This window comes from Cupriavidus sp. H18C1, from assembly GCF_049311595.1.
GTDB classification, from domain to species: domain Bacteria; phylum Pseudomonadota; class Gammaproteobacteria; order Burkholderiales; family Burkholderiaceae; genus Cupriavidus; species Cupriavidus cauae.
On the sequence record NZ_CP186008.1, the window covers coordinates 3,087,957 to 3,101,578 of the forward strand.

Sequence of the window (13,622 nt, forward strand, 5' to 3'; positions counted from 1 at the left end):
CCTGAGTCCCGTGTCCTTGGTCCTGGATACGGGTCCCGGATTGGTCTTGGCCTTGCGGCCTGCCGGTCTGCCGGGTTCACGCCAGACGCGGCGCCGCTATTCTCGCCGATTTGCCGAACCGCCGGCGCACCGTCATTGGCGATGCCCGGCGCCGGCCTAGCCGAAAAACAGCTCCGTCACATTCGCCGGCAGCGTGGCGCCGGTCGCATGGGCGCGCTGCAGCAGCGCCCAGTAGTAGCGGTAGCTGGCGCGGTCGTGCAGTTCGCCCTGGTGCCGGATCGGCGCCCAGTTGTTCTCGTGCGCGGCCAGCAGGATCGCGCTGGCCAGGCCGATCTCCTCGTCGCCCGGCTGGAAGGCCCGCACGATCGGCGCGATCTGCGCCGGATGGATGCTCCATTTGCGCAGGAAGCCGAGCTCGGCGCGGGCGCGGCGCGCGTCGTCGCCGGCGCGCTCCGGGTTCTGGATATCGGTGCTGACGTTGTGCGAGGGCACCTTGCCGTGGCGATGGCAGGCCGCCGAGATCTCCAGCATGGCGCGGCGCACCAGCGGATGCTCGAACTGCTGCGGCGAGCGCATCGCCTCGCCCGGGATCGCGCCGTGATGCGCCGACACGAAATCCATCAGGCCGAAGCTCAGGCATTCGACCTGCACCAGCGAGGCGATGCGGAACACCTGCTCGAGCGCGGCGTGGGTCTCGATCAGCACGTGGATCGGGATATGGCGGGCGATGCCGGCTGCGCGCGCGGCCTGGTTGACGCGGTCGGTCACGCGGGCGACCTCGACCACGTCGGTGACCTTGGGCACCGTCACATAGGCCAGCCGCGCGCCGGCGCCCGCGACCAGGATATCGACGTCGTCGCTCCAGCTCGGATGCGCCGGGTCGTGGATGCGCACGCCGACGCGGTTGTACAGGTTCAGCGGGCCGTTGATCAGCTGCGCGCACAGCTGCGCGTGCTCGCGCTCGCTGCCGACCGCGGCGCCGTCCTCGCAATCGAGCGTCAGGTCGAATACCGGGCCGAGCTCCTGCTGCAGCGCCAGCGATTTGCGCATCAGCTTCTCGCTGCCGGCATAGTGGTCGCAGACCGGCAGCTGGACCGGTACGGCTTCGCCCTGGAACAAGACTTCGGATGGATGCACGTCGTCTTCGTCTCTAACGGTGGGAGAGGGATTCGGGAAAATTCGGGAGCGGGTCGGCGTGCCCGGTCGCCATCGGGGCGGAGGGCGGCCATGTCGGCAAACGCCGGAACAACCCGTTTACAGCGAAGGCGGCGCGGCCGGTATCGGACGTACGCCTACGCGGCGACCAACAAAAAACCGGGGGCCCGCTTCGATGCTTCGATGCGGCGCCCCGGTTTCGCATGCGGAAAAAGGGAAGGGTATCAGCCCAGCAGGTGCTGCACGCCGGCGCGTTCCTCTTCCAGTTCCTTCAGCGTGATGTTGATCTTTTCCTGGCTGTAGGCGTCGATCTCCAGGCCCTTGACCAGTTCGTACTTGCCGTTGGCGGTGGTGACCGGGAAGCCGAACATCACGTCCTGCGGAATGCCGTACGAGCCGTCCGACGGGATGCCCATCGTGACCCACTTGCCGTTCGAGCCCAGCACCCAGTCACGCACGTGGTCGATCGCCGCATTGGCGGCCGAGGCGGCCGACGACAGGCCGCGCGCCTCGATGATGGCGGCGCCGCGCTTGCCGACGGTCGGCAGGAACACGTCGTTGTTCCAGGCGTGGTCGTTGATCAGGTCCTTGACGCTCTGGCCGTCGACGGTCGCGTAGCGGTAGTCGGCGTACATGGTCGGGCTGTGGTTGCCCCAGACGAACAGCTTCTCGATCGACGACACCGGCTTGCCGGTCTTGGCGGCGATCTGCGACAGCGCGCGGTTGTGGTCCAGGCGCAGCATCGCGGTGAAGTTTTCCTTCGGCAGGTTCGGTGCCGACTTCATCGCGATATAGGCGTTGGTGTTGGCCGGGTTGCCGACCACCAGCACCTTGACGTTGCGGCTGGCGACTTCGTCCAGCGCCTTGCCCTGCACCGTGAAGATCTGCGCGTTGGCTTCGAGCAGGTCCTTGCGCTCCATGCCCTTGCTGCGCGGACGGGCGCCGACCAGCAGCGCGACGTCAGCGTCCTTGAACGCGACCTTGGGATCGTCGGTGATCACCACGCCGGCCAGCAGCGGGAACGCGCAGTCTTCCAGCTCCATCACGACGCCCTTGACGGCGTTCTGGGCCTGCGGCAGGTCCAGCAGCTGCAGGATGACCGGCTGGTCTTTGCCGAGCATGTCGCCGTTGGCGATGCGGAACAGCAGGGAGTAGCCGATCTGGCCAGCGGCGCCGGTCACTGCGACGCGCATGGGGGGCTTTAGCCATCTGTAAGTCTCCAAACGAAGAAAGGGAAACCGGCCGGTGCGGCACGAGGCGCGGCGCGCGATTGTCGCGCCATTGCGCCGGGGCACACCGGGAGCGAGGTTGTCGCCACGGGCGGCGGCGCACCGTCCGGCGCCGCGCTCGGCAGGGCGGGCGGAGGTGCCGCGGCGGGTCGCGGATGACGACAAGGCGTAAGTCTACTGCGAAGCCGGGGACCGCATCCAGCCGTATTCCGGCCGAGGCGGGCGGCGAACCGCACCACGGCGCACCCGGGGCGCGAAACCGTGGGCGCGCCGCGGGCGCACGACAGGGCGCGAGTGTAGGCGCCGTCGCAGGGGCTGTCAATTCATATGTCTTATATAAGACATAAGACATTTGATGCAGTGCTGGACGCGCTTCGCCGATCTGTGGTGAAATCCGCCTATGTCCACGTTGCCCACGTCCCTCGCCGCCGCCGCCGTGACGGCCGCGCAAGATGGCGCCGCCACGCCCGGCGCCGGGACGTCGGCGTCCACGTCCGCCAGCGCGCCGGGCGCTTCCAGCGCCGCTTCGGGCGCCGCCGCCGGAGCCGTCCCTCCGGCCGTTGCCACCGCCGCTTCCCAGGCCGTTTCCCCCACTTTCAGCCCGCTTTACCAGCAGATCAAGTCGCTGATCCTGCAGAGCCTGCAGTCCGGCGAATGGAAGCCGGGCGAGATGATCCCCAGCGAGATGGAGCTGGCGGCACGCTACAAGGTCAGCCAGGGCACGGTGCGCAAGGCCATCGACGAGCTCGCGGCCGAGAACCTGGTCGCGCGCCGGCAGGGCAAGGGTACCTTCGTGACGACCCATCACGAGGACGTGGTCAAGTTCCGATTCCTGCGGCTGGTCCCCGACGAGGGCGAGCCGCATTACGGCGCCAGCCGGGTGCTCGAATGCAAGCGCCTGCGGGCGCCGGCCGAGATCGCGCGGCTGCTCGACATCCGCACCGGCGACAGCGTGGTGCAGATCCGCCGCGTGCTGTTCTTCTCCGGCGAGGCCACCGTGCTCGACGACATCTGGCTGCTGGGCGCGAACTTCAAGGGCCTGACGGCGGAGAAGCTGACCGAGTGGAAAGGGCCGATGTACGCGCTGTTCGAGGCCGAGTACGGCACGCGCATGGTGCGCGCCACCGAGAAGATCCGGGCGGTCAGCGCCGACGAGACCGCGGCCGCGCTGCTGTCGGTCCAACCGGGTTCGCCGCTGCTGTCGGTGGAGCGGGTCTCGTTCACCTATGGCGACCGTCCCGTCGAAGTGCGGCGCGGGCTGTATGTGACCACGCGGCACTATTACCAGAACGATCTGAGCTGAACGGCGCCGCCGCGCACCCACGCGCGGGACAACGCATGACGCGGGCGATTGTTGCGCGCCACGCGGTCAACGGCGGCCGGCATTGCGCAGGGCGATCGGAATGCGCGGCGAGGGTGGACAAAATGCGCCGCGGCTGCGCGAGTTGGGCTGCGTGTTGGATGCGCGTTGGTGGCGTGATTGCGCGGTGATTGCAGCGTCGTTGCAGCGTGATTGCAGCGTGATATCCGGCGCCGCGAGATCGTCGCGCGATGGCGTTGCGCGCGATTGTCGCGGCCGCCATGTTGGTGTGCGATAGTCGAAAATTATTGGTGCGCCGCGCAACAAAGGCGCTAAAATCACGTGGATTTGCACATTGTGCATTCGGCTCTTTCGTTTTTTTATCGCTAATGGGGTCTCGCATGGCTGAAGCCGTCAAACAAGCCAGGCCGGAGTTCCGGAATATCGGTATCGGGCAACTCGCACGCTACCGGTTGCCCTGGGCCGGCAAGGTGTCCATCCTGCATCGCGTCAGCGGTGCGTTGCTGTTCCTCCTCCTTCCTTTCATCCTCTACCTCTTCGAGCAGAGCGTCACTTCCGAACTGAGCTTCGCAAAGTTCTCGGCCCTTCTGTCCGGTGGCTTCGTCAAGCTGGTTCTGCTGGTTCTGATCTGGGGCTATCTGCATCATTTCTGCGCCGGTATCCGCTTCCTCCTGCTGGACATGCACGTCGGCGTGGACAAGCCGTCGTCGGCCAAGTCGGCCATCGCCGTGCTGATCGTCAGCCTGCTTCTGACCGTCGTGTTCGGTCTGAAGCTGTTCGGCGTGTTTTGAGGAGCATGCAAGGTGGCAAATAACAATATCGGTCCCAAGCGTCTGGTCGTCGGTGCCCACTACGGCATGAAGGAATGGCTGGTCCAACGCGTGACCGCCGTGGTGATGGTGATCTACACCGTCGTGCTGGCGGTGGCGTTCCTGTTGTCGAACGGTGCCTCGTATGAGGGCTGGGCGGGCCTGTTCGCCAATCAATGGATGAAGATCCTGACGTTCGTCACGATCCTGTCGCTGCTCTATCACGCCTGGATCGGCGTGCGCGACATCTGGATGGACTATGTGAAGCCGATGGCGGTTCGCCTCGTGCTGCAAGTTCTTACGATTCTGTGGCTCGTCGGATGCGCGGGCTACGCTGCTCAGATTCTCTGGAGGGTGTAATTCATGGTCGCAGTCAAGACTGGATTGCCGCGTCGGCGCTTTGACGTGGTCATCGTCGGGGCGGGCGGCGCCGGGATGCGCGCATCCCTCCAGCTCGCGGAAGCCGGCCTGAACGTCGCCGTGCTCTCCAAGGTGTTCCCCACGCGCTCGCACACGGTGGCGGCGCAGGGCGGCATCGGTGCCTCGCTCGGCAACATGAGCGAGGACAACTGGCACTATCACTTCTACGACACGGTCAAGGGCTCGGACTGGCTGGGCGACCAGGACGCCATCGAGTTCATGTGCCGTGAAGCGCCGAAGGTGGTCTACGAGCTCGAACACTTCGGCATGCCGTTCGACCGCAACCCCGACGGCACGATCTACCAGCGCCCGTTCGGCGGCCACACCGCCAACTACGGCGAGAAGCCGGTGCAACGTGCCTGCGCCGCGGCCGACCGTACCGGCCACGCGCTGCTGCACACGCTGTACCAGCGCAACGTCCGCGCCAAGACCCACTTCTTCGTCGAATGGATGGCGCTGGACCTGATCCGCGACCAGGACGGCGACGTGCTGGGCGTGACCGCGCTGGAAATGGAAACCGGCGAGGTCTACATCCTCGAAGCGAAGACCACGCTGTTCGCCACCGGCGGCGCGGGCCGCATCTACGCCGCGTCGACCAACGCCTTCATCAACACCGGTGACGGCCTGGGCATGGCGGCGCGCGCCGGCGTGCCGCTGGAAGACATGGAGTTCTGGCAGTTCCACCCGACCGGCGTGGCCGGCGCGGGCGTGCTGATCACCGAAGGCGTGCGCGGCGAAGGCGGCATCCTGCGCAACAAGGACGGCGAACGCTTCATGGAGCGGTACGCGCCGACGCTGAAGGACCTGGCGCCGCGCGACTTCGTCTCGCGCTCGATGGACCAGGAAATCAAGGAAGGCCGCGGCTGCGGTCCGAACGGCGACTACGTGCTGCTCGACCTGACCCACGTCGGCGCCGAGAAGATCATGAAGCGCCTGCCGTCGATCCGCGAGATCGGCCTGAAGTTCGCCAACGTCGACGCGATCAAGGAACCGATCCCGGTCGTGCCCACCATCCACTACCAGATGGGCGGCATTCCGACCAACTACTACGGCCAGGTCGTGGTGCCGAAGAACGGCAACCCCAACGAGGTCGTCAACGGTTTCTACGCGATCGGCGAATGCTCCTGCGTGTCGGTGCACGGCGCCAACCGCCTGGGCACCAACTCGCTGCTGGACCTGGTGGTGTTTGGCCGCGCCGCCGGCAACCACATCATCTCGACCGCGCTCAAGCAGAAGGAGCACAAGCCGCTGCCGGCCGATGCCGCCGACCGCGCGCTGTCGCGCCTGGCCAAGCTGCAGTCGTCCTCGTCGGGCGAGTATGCGCAGGACGTCGCCAACGACATCCGACGCAACATGCAGTCGCACGCCGGCGTGTTCCGCACGCAGAAGCTGATGGACGAAGGCGTGCAGCGCATCCTGGAAGTGGCCGAGCGTTCGGACAACATCCACCTGAAGGACAAGTCGAAGGTGTTCAACACCGCGCTGGTCGAGGCGCTGGAAGTGGCCAACCTGGTCGAAGTGGCCAAGGCCACGATGATCTCGGCCGCGGCCCGCAAGGAATCGCGCGGCGCCCACGCCCACAGCGACTTCCCGACGCGCGACGACGAGAACTGGCTCAAGCACTCGCTGTTCTACAGCGAGGGCAACCGTCTCGACTACAAGCCGGTCAAGATGCAGCCGCTGACGGTCGAAAGCGTTCCGCCCAAGGCCCGCACCTTCTAAGCACCGCGTAGGCGACTACAGACGACTACAGGACCCACAGAAATGAAGCGTATTTTCGAAGTCTACCGCTACGATCCGGACAAGGACGCGGCGCCCCGCATGCAGACCTACGAGGTCGAGCTCGACGGTCACGAGCGCATGCTGCTCGATGCCCTGGTCAAGCTGAAGAAGCTCGACGAGAGCATCTCGTTCCGCCGCTCCTGCCGCGAAGGCGTGTGCGGTTCGGACGCGATGAACATCAACGGCAAGAACGGCCTGGCCTGCCTGACCAACATGCGCGAGCTGCCGGACCGCATCGTGCTGCGTCCGCTGCCGGGCCTGCCCGTCGTGCGCGACCTGATCGTCGACATGACGCAGTTCTTCAAGCAGTACCACTCGATCAAGCCGTTCCTGATCAACGACGAGCCGCCGCCCGAGAAGGAGCGCCTGCAGTCGCCGGAAGAGCGCGACGAGCTCGACGGCCTGTACGAGTGTATTCTGTGCGCGAGCTGCTCGACGTCGTGCCCGTCGTTCTGGTGGAACCCGGACAAGTTCGTCGGCCCGGCCGGCCTGCTGCAGGCCTACCGCTTCATCGCCGACAGCCGCGACCAGGCCACCAACCAGCGTCTGGACGACCTGAACGATCCGTATCGCCTGTTCCGCTGCCACACGATCATGAACTGCGTGGACGTGTGCCCGAAGGGACTGAATCCGACCAAGGCGATCGGCAAGATTCGGGAATTGATGGTTCGCCGCGCGGTCTGAACCTGCTGGACCGGACGACGCCCCACGGCGTCGTCCGTGAAGGCCAAGCCATATGACGGATCACCCCACCACTTTCTCCCATCAGGCCGACCCGCACAAGCGGGCGCGACTGCGCTGGCGCGCGCGCCGCGGCCTGCTGGAGAACGACATCATCGTCGAACGTTTTTTCAACCGTTACGAGGAGAGCCTGTCCGACGAGGACGTGGCATCGCTGAGCGAGCTGCTCGAGCTCAGCGACAACGAGTTGATGGACCTGCTGCTTGCCCGCAAGGAGCTGGACGGTGAGCTCGACACGCCGCCGATGCGCAAGCTGCTAGGCCTGCTGCGCTCGATGTGAGTTTGGTCAACACTATTATTCTTAGCATTTGAAGGAACCGACATGACGCCGTCCGATGTGAAAGCCACGCTATCGTTCTCCGATGGGTCCCCCAGCGTCGAGCTGCCGATCTACAAGGGTACCGTCGGCCCGGACGTGATCGACATCCGCAAGCTGTACGGCCAGACCGGCAAGTTCACCTACGACCCGGGTTTCATGTCGACGGCCTCCTGCAATTCCCGTATCACCTATATCGACGGTGACAAGGGCGAACTGCTGTACCGCGGCTATCCGATCGAGCAACTGGCCGAGAAGTGCGACTTCCTCGAAGTCTGCTACCTGCTGCTCAAGGGCGAGCTGCCCAACGCCAAGCAGAAGGAAGAATTCGTCGGCCGCGTGATGAACCACACGATGGTTCACGAGCAGATGCAGTTCTTCATGCGCGGCTTCCGCCGCGACGCGCACCCGATGGCCGTGCTGACCGGCCTGGTGGGCGGCATGTCCGCGTTCTATCACGACGCGATGGACATCAACGATCCGCACCAGCGCGAAATCTCGGCGATCCGCCTGATCGCCAAGATGCCGACCCTGGTCGCGATGTCCTACAAGTACAACATCGGCCAGCCGTACATCTATCCGCAGAACGACCTGTCGTACACCGGCAACTTCATGCGCATGATGTTCGCCACGCCGTGCGCGCCGTTCCAGGTGAACCCGGTGCTCGAGCGCGCGCTGGACCGCATCTTCATCCTGCACGCCGACCACGAGCAGAACGCCCCGACCTCGACCGTGCGTCTGGCCGGTTCGTCGGGCACCAACCCGTTCGCGGCGATCGCCTCGGGCGTGGCCTGCCTCTGGGGCCCGGCTCACGGCGGCGCCAACGAGGCGGCGCTGAACATGCTGGAAGAGATCGGCAGCGTCGACAACATCAGCGAGTTCATCAAGCAGGTCAAGGACAAGAACTCGGGCGTGCGCCTGATGGGCTTCGGCCACCGTGTCTACAAGAACTACGACCCGCGCGCCAAGCTGATGCGCGAGACCTGCCACGAGGTGCTGAACGAGCTGGGCCTGCACAACGACCCGCTGTTCAAGCTGGCGATGGAGCTCGAGAAGATCGCGCTGGAAGACGAGTACTTCGTCAGCCGCAAGCTGTACCCGAACGTCGACTTCTACTCGGGCATCGTGCAGCGCGCGCTGGGCATCCCGACCTCGATGTTCACCTGCATCTTCGCGCTGGCCCGTACCGTGGGCTGGATCTCGCAGTGGGAAGAGATGATCACCGATCCGGAGTACAAGATCGGCCGTCCGCGCCAGCTGTTCAACGGCGCCGCGACCCGCGACGTGCCGGAGATGGGCAAGCGCTGATTCCCGCTTCCCGTTCCGCGTCGAAGAACGCCCCGTGCTCCGGCACGGGGCTTTTTTTTGGGGCGCGGCTAGCGAGCGCGATTTCTGAACAGGGATTTGTCCCTACTCAACCCTTTCGTCCGGTGCGCCGTAAATCGATGCAGCAATCGTCTGCATCCGGCCCATCACAAGAGAAGGGGTAATCACATGTTTGCCTCGCTGCGCGCGCGCATCGTTGGATTTTCCGTCGCCATCGTCGTCGTCGCGCTGGTCTGCAACGCCTTCGTCAATCACCTCGTTGCCTCCCGCTACAACGACGAAGCCATCCGCAACAACCTGCGCGCGGTGCAGGCCGGCCATGTCGATGCCATCGCCGAATGGGTGTCCGCCCATACGGCCAGCATGGCGGCGATGCACGAGGTCGCGCTGCAGGACGACCCCGGCCCCGTGCTGAAGCTGATCGTCGAGGCCGGCGGGTTTCTGAACACCTTCGTCGGTTACCCCGACAAGCGCCACCATTTCTCCAATCCCGAGAGCGTGAAGCCGGGCTTCGACCCGACCTCGCGGCCGTGGTACAAGCTCGCCGCGGCCGCGGGCAAGCCGGTGGTCACGCCGCCTTACGTCTCGGCCAGTACCGGCAAGATGGTGGTGACATTCGCGGTGCCGATCGTCCGCGACGGGCGCCTGCGCGCGGTGGTGGGCGGCAATGTGCCGATGGACGGCGTGGTCAACAACGTGCGCTCGATCCATCCGACCCCGAGCAGCTTCGGCATCCTGGTGTCGCGCAACGGCCAGATCGTCGCGTACGGCGACGACAAGCTGATGCTCAAGCCCATCGGCGAACTGATTCCGGGCCTGGACGGCGACAAGCTGGCCGCGCAGCTGGGCATCGACACGCCGATGGAGGTGATGGTCGGCGACGAGGCCAAGCTGCTGGGCGTCACCGCCGTTCCGGGCACGGACTGGATGGCGGTGATCGCGCTGGACAAGGCCGAGGCCACCGCCGGCATGCGTTCGGTGCTGGTCGCCTCGGTGATCTCGCTGGTCGTGGTGGCGCTGGCCGCCGCGCTGATCATGGCGGCCGTGACCGCGGTCTCGTTCCGCCGCCTGTCGTCGATCCGCGATGCGATGGCGGCCATCGGCAGCGGCGACGGCGACCTGACGCGCCGGCTGCCGGCGCAGGGCAAGGACGAAGTCGCGCAGATCGCCGGCGCCTTCAACGCCTTCGCCGACAAGCTGGTCGGCGTGATGCGGCAGATCCGCGATGCCAGCGAGGCCGTGCACGGGGCCGCCAACGAGATCGCCGCCGGCAATGCCGACCTGTCGCGCCGCACCGAATCGGCGGCCGCGAGCCTGCAGCAGACCGCCGCGTCGATGGAGCAGATCACGGCCACGGTGGGGCAGTCCGAGGCGTCCGCCCGCGCGGCCGAGCGCTCGTCGGTGCAGGCCAGGCAGGTCGCCAACGAGGGCGGGCAGGCGATCGACGCCGCGGTCCAGACCATGGGCGACGTGCAGCAGGCGGCGGTCAAGGTGTCGGACATCACCGGCGTGATCGACGGCATCGCGTTCCAGACCAATATCCTCGCGCTGAACGCGGCCGTGGAAGCGGCGCGCGCCGGCGAGCAGGGGCGCGGCTTCGCGGTGGTGGCGGGCGAGGTGCGCTCGCTGGCGCAGCGCAGCTCGCAGGCGGCCAGGGGAAATCAAGACGCTGATCGAGTCGACGGTCAGCAGCGTCAACGCGGGCTCCGAGCAGGTGGAGCGCAGCGGCGGCACCATGCGCGAGATCGTCGGCAACGTGAACAGCGTCTCGCAGGTCATCTCCGAAATCCTGCATGCGGCGCAGGAGCAGTCGCGCGGCATCCAGGAGGTCAATGCCGCGGTGGGGCAGCTCGACCAGATGGTCCAGCAGAACGCGGCGCTGGTGGAAGAGTCGACCGCCGCGGCGACGATGCTGCAGGACCAGGCGGGCCGGCTGGCCGGCGTGGTGCGGACGTTCCGGCTGGATTGAGGGCATCGACGGCTTGATGGAGGGGAAGGGGCGAGCGAGCGGGCAGCCCCCCGCCGCCCGCCGCCCGCCGCCTGCCCTGCAAGGCCCCGAAAAGCGGCCCTGAAAAACGGCCTTGCAGAACGCGGCCTTGCAAAACGGGCCTTCAAGAGCGGTGTCGAAACCGGTGCCAAAACCCCGTTTTCGCCATCCGCGAAATCCCCCCTTTCGCCAATCACATTACATCGCCGGCGGCGGCAAACCCTTGTTTCGCCGGGGTTTCCGGCATAATTCCCCCCGAAGTCAAGCAAACGCAGCCACGCAGCCCCGCGCTGCTCACGACGCTGCGAAGACCTCCTCCCCGCAACTTCTATCAGCGGTGCCGGCCCGCCTCGGCGAGGCTGTCGCCGCCCCCCCGCGACATGGCCAAGACGCTCTACGACAAACTCTGGGACGACCATACCGTGCACGTCGAGGAAGACGGCACCACGCTGCTCTATATCGACCGGCACCTGCTGCACGAGGTGACCAGCCCGCAGGCGTTCGAAGGGCTGAAGCTGGCCGAGCGGCCGGTGTGGCGCATCAGCGCGAACCTGGCGGTGTCGGACCACAACGTGCCGACCACCGACCGCAGCCACGGCATCGCCGATCCGATCTCGAAGCTGCAGGTCGACACGCTGGACGCCAACTGCGACGCCTACGGCATCACGCAGTTCAAGATGAACGACCACCGCCAGGGCATCGTGCACGTGATCGGACCGGAGCAGGGCGCGACGCTGCCGGGCATGACGGTGGTCTGCGGCGACTCGCACACCAGCACGCACGGCGCCTTCGGCGCGCTGGCGCACGGCATCGGCACCTCCGAGGTCGAGCACGTGCTGGCCACGCAGACGCTGCTGGGCAAGAAGGCGAAGAACATGCTGGTCAAGGTCGAGGGCAAGCTGCCGCGCGGCTGCACCGCCAAGGACATCGTGCTGGCCATCATCGGCAAGATCGGCACCGCGGGCGGCACCGGCTACACCATCGAGTTCGCCGGCTCGGCGATCCGCGACCTGACCATGGAAGGGCGCATGACGGTCTGCAACATGGCGATCGAAGCGGGCGCGCGCGCCGGCCTGATCGCCGTCGACGACGTCACGCTCGAATATGTCAAGGGCCGTCCCTACGCGCCGCAGGGCGCCGAATGGGAGCAGGCGGTCGCCTATTGGCGCACGCTGCATTCGGACCCGGGCGCGCATTTCGATCGCGTGGTCGAACTGCGTGCCGAGGAAGTGCGGCCGCAGGTCACCTGGGGCACGTCGCCCGAAATGGTGATCAGCATCGAGGACCGCATTCCCGATCCGGACAAGGAAAAGGACCCGACCAGGCGCAACGCGATCGAGCGCGCGCTGCAGTACATGGGCCTGCAGCCGAACGTGCCGATCCAGGACGTGCGCATCGACAAGGTCTTCATCGGCTCGTGCACCAACAGCCGGATCGAGGACATGCGCGCCGCTGCCTGGGTGGTGCAGAAGCTGGGCCGCCGCATCGCCTCGAACGTCAAGCTGGCGATGGTGGTGCCGGGCTCGGGCCTGGTCAAGGAACAGGCCGAGCGCGAAGGGCTGGACAAGGTCTTCAAGGCCGCCGGCTTTGAATGGCGCGAGCCGGGCTGCTCGATGTGCCTGGCGATGAATGCCGACCGGCTCGATCCGGGCGAGCGCTGCGCCTCGACGTCGAACCGCAATTTCGAGGGCCGGCAGGGCGCCGGCGGCCGCACGCATCTGGTCAGCCCCGCGATGGCCGCGGCGGCCGCGATCGAAGGCCATTTTGTCGATATCCGCCAGCTCGGCTGACGCATCGCCGACCCCGGAACCAAGGACGAGACCATGGAAAAGTTCACTGTACACAAGGGCCTGGTGGCGCCGCTCGATCGCGCCAACGTCGATACCGACGCGATCATCCCCAAGCAATTCCTCAAGTCGATCAAGCGCACCGGCTTCGGCCCGAACCTGTTCGACGAATGGCGCTATCTCGATGTCGGCCAGCCCGGCCAGGACAACAGCAAGCGCCCGCTGAACCCGGACTTCGTGTTGAACCAGCCGCGCTACCAGGGCGCGTCGATCCTGCTGGCGCGCGAGAACTTCGGCTGCGGCAGCTCGCGCGAGCATGCGCCGTGGGCGCTGACGCAGTACGGCTTCCGCGCGGTGATCGCGCCCAGCTTCGCCGACATCTTCTTCAACAACTGCTACAAGAACGGCCTGCTGCCGGTGGTGCTGACCGCGGCGCAGGTCGACCAGCTGTTCAACGAGACCAATGCCTTCAACGGCTACCAGCTGACCATCGACCTGGAGCGCCAGGCCGTGATCACGCCGTCGGGCGCCGGCTTCGAGTTCGACATCGCGCCGTTCCGCAAGTACTGCATGCTGAACGGCTTCGACGACATCGGCCTGACGCTGCGCCACGCGGACAAGATCCGCGCCTTCGAGGCCGAGCGCGTGACGAAGATGCCGTGGCTGAACAACCGGCTGGTTGGCTGACGCCGCCGTAGCACCGCGCAGCGCGCGCCGAGCCGCGCGCGCATTGCAACGAACCGAAACGA

The 13,622-nt window shown here is 66.3% G+C and carries 12 protein-coding genes and 1 pseudogene; 10 read left to right on the forward strand and 3 right to left on the reverse strand.

The genetic code is table 11. From position 1 onward, the window contains the following. Positions 1-156: 156 nt before the first annotated feature. Both OJJOAM_RS14265 and OJJOAM_RS14270 read right to left on the reverse strand, forming a co-directional pair. Positions 157-1,137 carry an HpcH/HpaI aldolase/citrate lyase family protein gene (locus OJJOAM_RS14265; protein ID WP_422648333.1) on the reverse strand — a complete coding sequence of 327 codons (981 nt, stop codon included), beginning with the start codon at positions 1,135-1,137 and terminating at the stop codon, positions 157-159. 242 nt (positions 1,138-1,379) lie between these two features. Beyond that, a complete protein-coding gene (locus OJJOAM_RS14270) occupies positions 1,380-2,348 on the reverse strand; it encodes a malate dehydrogenase (protein WP_422648334.1) in 969 nt (322 codons plus the stop codon). Between the two features lie 436 nt (positions 2,349-2,784). Between OJJOAM_RS14270 and OJJOAM_RS14275 the strand changes: the two genes are divergently transcribed. Further along, positions 2,785-3,687: a GntR family transcriptional regulator gene (locus OJJOAM_RS14275; RefSeq protein ID WP_422648335.1), complete on the forward strand. Its 903-nt coding sequence runs from the start codon at positions 2,785-2,787 to the stop codon at positions 3,685-3,687. A 66-nt stretch (positions 3,688-3,753) separates the two neighbouring features. Here OJJOAM_RS14275 and OJJOAM_RS14280 read toward each other — a convergent pair whose 3' ends face one another. Further along, a complete protein-coding gene (locus tag OJJOAM_RS14280) occupies positions 3,754-4,047 on the reverse strand; it encodes a hypothetical protein (protein WP_422648336.1) in 294 nt (97 codons plus the stop codon). Positions 4,048-4,085: 38 nt separating this feature from the next. Between OJJOAM_RS14280 and sdhC the strand changes: the two genes are divergently transcribed. The 9 genes and pseudogenes from sdhC to leuD all read left to right on the forward strand — a co-directional run bounded on the left by sdhC (position 4,086) and on the right by leuD (position 13,560). Beyond that, positions 4,086-4,496: a succinate dehydrogenase, cytochrome b556 subunit gene (gene sdhC, locus OJJOAM_RS14285; RefSeq protein ID WP_174107535.1), complete on the forward strand. Its 411-nt coding sequence runs from the start codon at positions 4,086-4,088 to the stop codon at positions 4,494-4,496. Between the two features lie 66 nt (positions 4,497-4,562). Then, positions 4,563-4,874 carry a succinate dehydrogenase, hydrophobic membrane anchor protein gene (sdhD, locus tag OJJOAM_RS14290; RefSeq protein ID WP_052511249.1) on the forward strand — a complete coding sequence of 104 codons (312 nt, stop codon included), beginning with the start codon at positions 4,563-4,565 and terminating at the stop codon, positions 4,872-4,874. Between the two features lie 3 nt (positions 4,875-4,877). Then, entirely contained in the window at positions 4,878-6,656 is a 1,779-nt protein-coding gene (gene sdhA / locus OJJOAM_RS14295; protein ID WP_149316990.1) for a succinate dehydrogenase flavoprotein subunit, read from the forward strand. 42 nt (positions 6,657-6,698) lie between these two features. Beyond that, a complete protein-coding gene (locus tag OJJOAM_RS14300) occupies positions 6,699-7,400 on the forward strand; it encodes a succinate dehydrogenase iron-sulfur subunit (protein WP_149316991.1) in 702 nt (233 codons plus the stop codon). 52 nt (positions 7,401-7,452) lie between these two features. Further along, positions 7,453-7,737 carry a succinate dehydrogenase assembly factor 2 gene (locus OJJOAM_RS14305; protein ID WP_422648337.1) on the forward strand — a complete coding sequence of 95 codons (285 nt, stop codon included), beginning with the start codon at positions 7,453-7,455 and terminating at the stop codon, positions 7,735-7,737. Positions 7,738-7,779: 42 nt separating this feature from the next. Continuing rightward, the gene (gene gltA / locus OJJOAM_RS14310; RefSeq protein WP_422648338.1) at positions 7,780-9,081 is read left to right on the forward strand and encodes a citrate synthase; all 1,302 of its coding nucleotides are present in this window, start codon (positions 7,780-7,782) and stop codon (positions 9,079-9,081) included. Positions 9,082-9,267: 186 nt separating this feature from the next. Beyond that, positions 9,268-11,068 (forward strand): annotated as a pseudogene (locus OJJOAM_RS14315) (methyl-accepting chemotaxis protein). A 398-nt stretch (positions 11,069-11,466) separates the two neighbouring features. Then, the gene (gene leuC, locus OJJOAM_RS14320; RefSeq protein ID WP_422648339.1) at positions 11,467-12,876 is read left to right on the forward strand and encodes a 3-isopropylmalate dehydratase large subunit; all 1,410 of its coding nucleotides are present in this window, start codon (positions 11,467-11,469) and stop codon (positions 12,874-12,876) included. Positions 12,877-12,909: 33 nt separating this feature from the next. Beyond that, entirely contained in the window at positions 12,910-13,560 is a 651-nt protein-coding gene (leuD, locus tag OJJOAM_RS14325; protein WP_149316995.1) for a 3-isopropylmalate dehydratase small subunit, read from the forward strand. Positions 13,561-13,622: the final 62 nt, after the last annotated feature.

Excerpts from the sequence above, each read along its gene's own strand:
- leuD (WP_149316995.1), top strand. The coding sequence starts at position 12,910 with ATGGAAAAGTTCACTGTACACAAGGGCCTGGTGGCGCCGCTCGATCGC.
- OJJOAM_RS14280 (WP_422648336.1), bottom strand. The coding sequence starts at position 4,047 with ATGCACAATGTGCAAATCCACGTGATTTTAGCGCCTTTGTTGCGCGGC.
- sdhD (WP_052511249.1), top strand. The coding sequence starts at position 4,563 with ATGAAGGAATGGCTGGTCCAACGCGTGACCGCCGTGGTGATGGTGATC.
- sdhA (WP_149316990.1), top strand. The coding sequence starts at position 4,878 with ATGGTCGCAGTCAAGACTGGATTGCCGCGTCGGCGCTTTGACGTGGTC.
- leuC (WP_422648339.1), top strand. The coding sequence starts at position 11,467 with ATGGCCAAGACGCTCTACGACAAACTCTGGGACGACCATACCGTGCAC.
- sdhC (WP_174107535.1), top strand. The coding sequence starts at position 4,086 with ATGGCTGAAGCCGTCAAACAAGCCAGGCCGGAGTTCCGGAATATCGGT.
- OJJOAM_RS14300 (WP_149316991.1), top strand. The coding sequence starts at position 6,699 with ATGAAGCGTATTTTCGAAGTCTACCGCTACGATCCGGACAAGGACGCG.
- OJJOAM_RS14275 (WP_422648335.1), top strand. The coding sequence starts at position 2,785 with ATGTCCACGTTGCCCACGTCCCTCGCCGCCGCCGCCGTGACGGCCGCG.
- gltA (WP_422648338.1), top strand. The coding sequence starts at position 7,780 with ATGACGCCGTCCGATGTGAAAGCCACGCTATCGTTCTCCGATGGGTCC.
- OJJOAM_RS14270 (WP_422648334.1), bottom strand. The coding sequence starts at position 2,348 with ATGCGCGTCGCAGTGACCGGCGCCGCTGGCCAGATCGGCTACTCCCTG.
- OJJOAM_RS14305 (WP_422648337.1), top strand. The coding sequence starts at position 7,453 with ATGACGGATCACCCCACCACTTTCTCCCATCAGGCCGACCCGCACAAG.